The organism is Kitasatospora sp. NPDC004240 (assembly GCF_053603215.1).
Window position 1 is genome coordinate 51,598 of the sequence record NZ_JBSGFD010000033.1, and the last position, 7,490, is coordinate 59,087.

5 protein-coding genes are annotated in these 7,490 nt (G+C 75.4%); all 5 read left to right on the forward strand.

The window, feature by feature from the left end; translation table 11 throughout:
- Positions 1-217 precede the first annotated feature (217 nt).
- The 5 genes from ACWEQL_RS11810 to ACWEQL_RS11830 all read left to right on the forward strand — a co-directional run bounded on the left by ACWEQL_RS11810 (position 218) and on the right by ACWEQL_RS11830 (position 7,390).
- Positions 218-1,720: a pyridoxal phosphate-dependent decarboxylase family protein gene (locus ACWEQL_RS11810; RefSeq protein ID WP_452150054.1), complete on the forward strand. Its 1,503-nt coding sequence runs from the start codon at positions 218-220 to the stop codon at positions 1,718-1,720.
- Between the two features lie 311 nt (positions 1,721-2,031).
- The gene (locus ACWEQL_RS11815; RefSeq protein ID WP_452150055.1) at positions 2,032-3,453 is read left to right on the forward strand and encodes a GNAT family N-acetyltransferase; all 1,422 of its coding nucleotides are present in this window, start codon (positions 2,032-2,034) and stop codon (positions 3,451-3,453) included.
- Positions 3,454-3,879: 426 nt separating this feature from the next.
- Entirely contained in the window at positions 3,880-5,142 is a 1,263-nt protein-coding gene (locus ACWEQL_RS11820) for a MurT ligase domain-containing protein (protein WP_452150056.1), read from the forward strand.
- 43 nt (positions 5,143-5,185) lie between these two features.
- Positions 5,186-5,914, forward strand: coding sequence for a type 1 glutamine amidotransferase (locus ACWEQL_RS11825; protein WP_452150057.1), 729 nt, complete (start codon positions 5,186-5,188; stop codon positions 5,912-5,914).
- 450 nt (positions 5,915-6,364) lie between these two features.
- Positions 6,365-7,390, forward strand: coding sequence for a 6-phosphofructokinase (locus tag ACWEQL_RS11830; protein ID WP_452150058.1), 1,026 nt, complete (start codon positions 6,365-6,367; stop codon positions 7,388-7,390).
- Positions 7,391-7,490: the final 100 nt, after the last annotated feature.

Genomic DNA, 7,490 nt, shown 5'->3' on the forward strand with positions numbered 1-7,490 from the left:
GCAACCGGACCCGGACCCACAACTTGGCCCGAGGGCCCCGGTACCCGCCACGGCAGAGCGCCGCAGCGGGGACCGGGGCCCTCGGCCGTCGGCGGCCGGGCGACGCGATCACCACCCCCGTCGGCACCGTCCCGGACGCCCGCGCCGCATAGGATCTGCGCAGATCCGGGTGCGCCGAGGACGCCGCGCCGGCAACCGCCGACCGCAGGAGCGCCACGTGACCGATGACCGTACGGCCGCGCCCGTCCCGTCCACCCCGTCCGGACCCGCGCCGACCACCCCGACCGACCCCGCCGGCCCCGGCTTCCGGGCGGCCGCGCACCTGGCCGCCGACCTGGTCGCCGACCACCTCGCCGAGCTGCCGGGCCGCCCCGTCTGGCAGCCCGTGCCCGAGGCGGCACGGAAGGCGCTGCTCGACGCGCCACTGCCCGAGCACGGCCGCCCGCTGGACGAGCTGCTGACGGACATCGGCCGGGACGTCCTGCCGTACCCGATGGGCAACGGCAACCCGCGGTTCTTCGGCTGGGTCAACTCCGCCCCCGCCCCCGCCGGGGTGCTCGCCACCCTGGCCGCCGCCGCGATGAACCCCAGCTCGGCCGGCGGCGACCACGCCGACGTCCACCTGGAGCGGGCCGTGGTCCGCTGGATCGCCGAGCTGGTGGGCTTCCCGCACCCGCCCGGCGGCGGACTGCTCACCTCCGGCACCTCCATGGCCACCATCGTCTGCCTGGCCGCCGCCCGGAACCGCGCCGCCCGCCGGGCCGGCCGGGACCTGCGCGAGGAGGGCCTCTCGGGCCTGCCCCCGCTGGTCGCGTACGCCACCGGCGAGACCCACTCCTGCGTCCGCAAGGCCGCCGAGCTGCTGGGCCTCGGCAGCCGGTACCTGCGCACCGTCGACACCGGCCCGGACGGGCTGCTGGACACGGCCGCGCTGCGCTCCGCCGTCGAGCGCGACCGGGCCGACGGGCTGCTGCCGTTCCTGGTGGTCGCCTCCGCCGGCACGGTCGGCACCGGCGCGGTGGACGCCTTCGACCCGATCGCCGACCTCTGCGAGGAGCAGGGGCTGTGGCTGCACGTGGACGGCGCGTACGGGGCCTTCGGCGTGCTGGACCCGGTCATCGCCGACGCCTACGCGGGCCTCGGCCGGGCCGACTCGCTGGCGCTCGACCCCCACAAGTGGCTCGGCGTGCCGGTGGACTGCGGCTGCGCGCTGGTGCGCGACCCCGGGGAACTGCGCGCCGCGTTCAGCCTGGTGCCGTCCTACCTGCGGGACGAGGCGGCCGGCGACCTCGGCTGGTTCTCCGAGTACGGCACCGAGCAGACCCGGCCGTTCCGGGCGCTCAAGGTGTGGGCGACCATCGCCCACCGCGGCCGGGCCGGCCTCTCCGCCGACATCGCCCGCTGCACCGCACTGGCCCGCCGGCTCGGCGAGCTGGTCGAGGCGGACCCGGAGCTGGAGCTGCTGGCGCCGGTGCGGACCTCGATCGTCGCGTTCCGCCACCGCGCGCCCGGACGCGACGCCGCGGCCCGTGACGCGCTCAACCGGGAGCTGCCGGTGGCCGTGCAGCGGCGCGGCCGGGTGTTCGTCACCGGGGCCCGGCTGGCCGGCGAGGAGATGCTGCGGGCCTGTCTGCTGAACGCCGCCACCACCGAGGCGGACCTGGCGCTGCTGGTCGCCGAGGTCAAGGAGGCGGCCCGCGAGGTGACGGCGGCCGGCTGACGCCCTCGGAGGTGGTGAGCCACCGGTGCCGCCGGGCCCAGCGGTGCCACCGCGTGACCCGGGCCCGCCGGTGCCGCCGCGTGACCCGGGGCGGCGGTGAATCGTTGTCATCACCGCGGCACCCGGGGCGACCGCGGGTCGTTGGGAGGACTGCGGGCCCGTCGCCCCGGGCAGCGGCGGCGGGTCCGCGTCCGGCGCCCTCCGACGGCACCGGCCCTCCGACCTGCGACGTTAACCGGGGCCCGGAGACATTAACCGACAGGTCACGGGGGATTCGTGATCGCGAAACACCTGAGCGGCAGATTGATGGCATGGAGCACCTGGAGAACCTGACGCCCGACAGAACCCCGACCCCGACCCCCTCCCGTGCCCAGCGGCGCGGCGCCAAGGCGCACCGGTGGCGCCGCGACACCGTCGAACTCGCCGCGATCTTCCTCTCCGTGACCGCCGCCGACCTGGTCGCCAAGATCGTGGTGCACGGCCCGAGCGGCCCGCTGGTGCTGGCCGCCTCGGCCGCCGCACTGCTCGCCACGGCCCTGTTCCACGCCTGGTGGGCCGACCGGCACCGACTGCACGGACCACCGGGCCCGGAGGGACCCGCCGGGGCGGCCGGGCCGGCGTCGGCCGCCGCCGAGGTGCGGGGCCCGCTGCACGACTTCGAGGAGACCGTGCTGTGGCGGGTGCGCACCACCGTCCAGGACTCCCCCGGCAGCCTGGCGCGGGTGTGCACGGCCTTCGCCGAGCGGCAGGTGAACATCGTCTCGATGCAGTCGCACCCGCTGCCGGACGGCACCGTGGACGAGTTCTTCGTGCGCGCCCCGAAGTCGCTCGCCCGCGCCGAGCTGGCCGCGGTGGTCGCGGCGGCCGGCGGTGACGACATCTGGACCGACCCCGCCGACGCTCACGACCTGGTGGACATGCCCACCCACGTGCTGGCCCTGGCCACCCGGACCGCGCTGGACGCCGCCGAGCTGCCGGTCGCGCTGCGCCAGTTGTTCGGCCAGTGCACGATCCGGCAGTACCCGGGCGGCGGGGCGAAGGCCGGCGCGGGGGTGGACGGCCACGTGATGCGGCTGCCCGTCCCGTCCGGTGACCTCATCGAGCTCAGCCGGCCGCACCTGCCGTTCACCCCGACCGAGTTCGCCCGGGCCCAGGCCCTGGTCGAGCTGGACACCCTGCTCGGGCCGCGGGTCCCGGACGTCCGGGCCCGGCTGACCCTGCCGGCCGGCGCCGACCTCACCGTCCGCCGGGCCGACGCGGGCGACAAGGAGGCGGCGCTGGCCATGCACGGCCGCTGCTCCGCCGACACCCTGCGCAAGCGCTACCACGGCCCGGTCCGGGACGCCGACCGCTACCTGGACCACCTGCTGGACGCCCGGCACGGCCAGACCCTGGCCGTGGAGGCCCCGGACGGCCGGCTGGTCGCCCTCGGGCACCTGATGTGGGACGACGACAGCGCCGAGGTCGCCGTCCTGGTCGAGGACGCCTGGCAGCGGCGCGGACTCGGGCTCGACCTGATGCGCCGGATGTCCGCGCTGGCCCTGGAGGCCGGGGTGGAGACGGTGTACGCGATCACCCAGTCGTCCAACACCGGGCTGATCTCCACCATGCGGCGGCTGGCCGCGCCGCTGGACTACCAGGTGGAGGACGGCACCCTGGTGATCACCGCGCACCTGGCGGAGGCGGCCGACGAGCTGCCGGTGCCCTGGCCGACCCGCCCCGGCGGCGCGTAGGGCCACGGGCCGGCCACGTGTGGGGCGGCGGGCCCCCGGGCCCGGCGACGGGACGGGGTGGCGGCCCCCTGGCCCCGGGGACGGAAGGGCTGAGCGGGCCGGACGGCGGGGACGCCGTCCGGCCCGTCGGCCTGCGTCGCGCCGGCCCGTACCCGTCGTGCGGGGCCCGCCGAGGCCCCGCCCGGGGCCCTCGGAACCGGAGGTGTCCGCGCGGGCGTCCTCCGCGACGACCGACCGTCCGTACACCGCCTTCCTGACCGGCCGTCAGGCTCCCCCGCCCGGGCCCGGGTCGGCCGTACCGGCAGGCCGCACGGGGTCCGGAGCGACGGGCCCGGCGGCGGAGTCGGTAGGCTGGCCCCGTCCCCGCCGCCCGTCGGCCCGTAGTCCGGTCCCGGGTGGTGCCGCAGCAAGGAGGAACCACTGAGCATGGCAGGCACCGAATCGGAGCCCACAGGCGCACGCGACGCCTCGCTGCCGGCCCGCGCCAAGATCGCCGTCACGGCCGGCCGGATGGCCGCCGCCGTGTCCCGCAAGGCCGGTCGCGGAAGCGGCTCGGTGATCGGCGGCAAGGTGGCGCTCAAGCTCGACCCCGACCTCCTCGCCACCCTCGCCGACCACCTGGACGTGGTGCTGGTCAGCGCCACCAACGGCAAGACCACCACCACCCGGCTGATCGCCGAGGCACTGCGCGCCGCCGGCCCGGTGGTCTCCAACGCGCTCGGCGCCAACATGCCGGCCGGCATCACCTCCGCCCTGGCCGGCGGCTCGGACGCCCGCTTCGGCGTGATCGAGGTCGACGAGAAGTACCTGGCCGGGGTCGCCCGGGACACCCGTCCCAAGGCGATCGCCCTGCTCAACCTCTCCCGCGACCAGCTGGACCGCGCCGCCGAGACCCGCATGATGGCGGAGAAGTGGCGCGAGGGCCTCAAGGACACCGAGGCCGTGGTCGTCGCCAACGCCGACGACCCGCTGGTGACCTGGGCCGCCTCCTCCTGCAAGAAGGTGGTCTGGGTGGCCGCCGGGCAGGCGTGGAAGGAGGACGCCTGGTCCTGCCCCGCCTGCGGCGGCGTGATGCAGCGTCCCGGCGACGACTGGTTCTGCCAGGACTGCGGCTTCCGCCGGCCCAACCCGCACTGGGCGCTCCAGGGCACCCACGTGATCGACCCGCAGCGCGGTGCCTGGCCGATCCAGCTGCAGCTGCCCGGCCGGGCCAACCTGGCCAACGCCACCAGCTCGGCCGCCGTCGCCGCCGTCTTCGGCGTCGCGCCGCAGGTCGCGCTGGAGCGGATGCAGTCGGTGACCGCGGTGGCCGGCCGCTACGACGTGGTCCAGTACCAGGGCCGCGACATAAGGCTGCTGCTGGCGAAGAACCCGGCCGGCTGGCTGGAGACCTTCTCGCTGATCGACGGCCCGCCGGCGCCGGTCATCCTCTCGGTCAACGCCCTCGACGCCGACGGCACCGACACCTCCTGGCTCTGGGACGTCGACTACGAGCGCCTGGCCGGTCACCCGGTCTTCGTGATGGGCCAGCGCAAGCTGGACCTCGCGGTGCGTCTGGAGGTCGCCGGGCTGCAGTTCCACGTGGTGGACTCGCTGGAGCAGGCCGTCCGGATGGCCCCGCCCGGCCGGATCGAGGCGATCGCCAACTACACCGCCTTCCAGCAGCTGCGGAAGGTCGTGGCCGGCTGATGCCGGCCCAGCAGCCCACCTCACGTACGGAAGGCCTTCGAGGATGAGTGAGAGCAGCCTGCGCGTGGTCTGGGTCTACCCGGACCTGCTCAGCACCTACGGCGACCGCGGCAACGCCCTGGTCGTCGAGCGCCGGGCCCGCCAGCGCGGCCTGGGCGTGACCCGGATCGACGTCCGCTCCGACCAGTCGGTGCCCACCAGCGGCGACATCTACCTGATCGGTGGCGGCGAGGACCGTCCGCAGCGACTGGCCGCCGAGCGGCTGCGCGCCGACAGCGGACTGGTCCGGGCCGCCGAGAACGGTGCGATCATCCTCGGCGTCTGCGCCGGCTTCCAGATCATGGGCCACGAGTTCGTCAACGACCTCGGCGAGCGCGAGCCGGGCCTGGGCCTGCTCGACGTCTGGACCACCCGCGGCGAGGGCGCCCGCTGCGTCGGCGACGTGCTCGCCGACGTCGACCCGCGGCTCGGCCTGCCGCAGCTGACCGGCTTCGAGAACCACCAGGGCGTCACCCACCTCGGCCAGGGCGTCCAGCCGTTCGCCAACGTCACCGTCGGCCGGGGCAACGGCACCGGCGACGGCACCGAGGGCGCCTGGCGGGACACCGTCTTCGGCACCTACCTGCACGGCCCGGTGCTGGCGCGCAACCCCGCCGTCGCGGACATGCTGATCAAGCTGGCGCTGGACGTCAACGCCCTGCCGCCGGCCGACACCACCTGGTACGACGCGCTGCGCGCCGAGCGCATCGCGGCCACCTCGCGCCCCGCCTAGGGGCCCGAACCCGCGCCCCTCCGGGGGCGCGCCCCACGGCCCCCGCCCGGGGGCCGACCCCCGCGCCCCGTCCAGGGGCCACCCACGCGCCCCGCGTAGGTCCGAGCCCGACGGCGGGCCGGGTGCCCGGAATACGGTCACCCGGCCCGCGCGACGGCCGGGACGTACGACAATGGGGCTGCCGGCTGCACACCCTCCTCGGCAGCAGGCTGCATTTCCACGCGGGGGCGCCGATGGCGCCGCTCCCGCGTCGGCTCCTGCCCGGCCGGACCAGGGGCCGTATGCTCGACTTCACGGCTGATCCGGGGCACCTCGCCCGGATCCGCCGGCCCTTCACCCCGCGGACATCCCCACGCCATCCACAGTGCGGGCGGGTGCCGCTACGGTGACGGAGTGGTCCCAGCCTGTGAGTCCGGCCGTTCCTCGGTTCTGCTCGGGAGTTGCAAAGCAATGCGTATCGGAATGCTGACCAGCGGCGGTGACTGCCCCGGACTGAACGCTGTGATCCGTTCCGTGGTCCACCGGGGGGTGGTCGACCACGGCGACGAGATCATCGGATTCCAGGACGGCTGGCGCGGACTTCTCGAAGGCGTCTACCACCCGCTGACCCTGGACTCGGTCAGCGGCATCCTCGCCCAGGGCGGCACCATCCTCGGGTCCTCCCGGGTGCAGCCCAGCCACCTGCGCGACGGCGTCGAGCGCGCCAAGCGCCTCTGCGCGGACCTCGGCCTGGACGCCGTCATCCCGATCGGCGGCGAGGGCACCCTCAAGGCCGCCAAGCTGATGAGCGACGGCGGACTGCCGGTCGTCGGCGTGCCGAAGACCATCGACAACGACATCGCCGCCACCGACGTGACCTTCGGCTTCGACACCGCCGTCTCGGTCGCCACCGAGGCCCTGGACCGGCTGAAGACCACCGCCGAATCGCACCAGCGCGTCATGGTCGTCGAGGTCATGGGCCGGCACACCGGCTGGATCGCGCTCAACGCGGGCATGGCTGCCGGCGCCCACGCGATCGTCGTCCCGGAGCGCCCGTTCCACATCGACAAGCTCACCGAGGTCGTCCGCGAGCGCTTCGAGCGCGGCAAGAAGTTCGCCATCGTGGTCTGCGCCGAGGGCGCCAAGCCCGAGCCCGGCACCATGCACTGGGAGGAGGGCAGCAAGGACATCTACGGCCACGAGCGCTTCACCGGCATCGCCACCCAGCTCTCCCGCGAGCTGGAGCACCGGCTCGGCAAGGAGGCCCGTCCGGTGATCCTCGGCCACACCCAGCGCGGCGGCACCCCGACCGCGTACGACCGCGTGCTGGCCACCCGCTTCGGCTGGCACGCCGTCGAGGCCGTGCACAAGGGCGCGTTCGGGCACATCACCGCGCTGCAGGGCACCAACATCAACCTGGTGCCGCTGGCGGAGGCGGTCGCCGAGCTGAAGACCGTGCCGCAGGAGCGCTACCTGGAGGCCGAGACGGTCATCTGAGCCGGGACGGTCGCCCGAGTCGGCGGCTCCCGGGGCGGTCCCTGCCGTCCCTCCGCCCCGCCGAAAACCGACGGCCCGCCCGGGGATCCCCGGGCGGGCC

Coding starts and splice junctions, on each gene's coding strand:
- ACWEQL_RS11815 (WP_452150055.1), top strand. CDS start 2,032: ATGGAGCACCTGGAGAACCTGACGCCCGACAGAACCCCGACCCCGACC.
- ACWEQL_RS11820 (WP_452150056.1), top strand. CDS start 3,880: ATGGCAGGCACCGAATCGGAGCCCACAGGCGCACGCGACGCCTCGCTG.
- ACWEQL_RS11825 (WP_452150057.1), top strand. CDS start 5,186: ATGAGTGAGAGCAGCCTGCGCGTGGTCTGGGTCTACCCGGACCTGCTC.
- ACWEQL_RS11830 (WP_452150058.1), top strand. CDS start 6,365: ATGCGTATCGGAATGCTGACCAGCGGCGGTGACTGCCCCGGACTGAAC.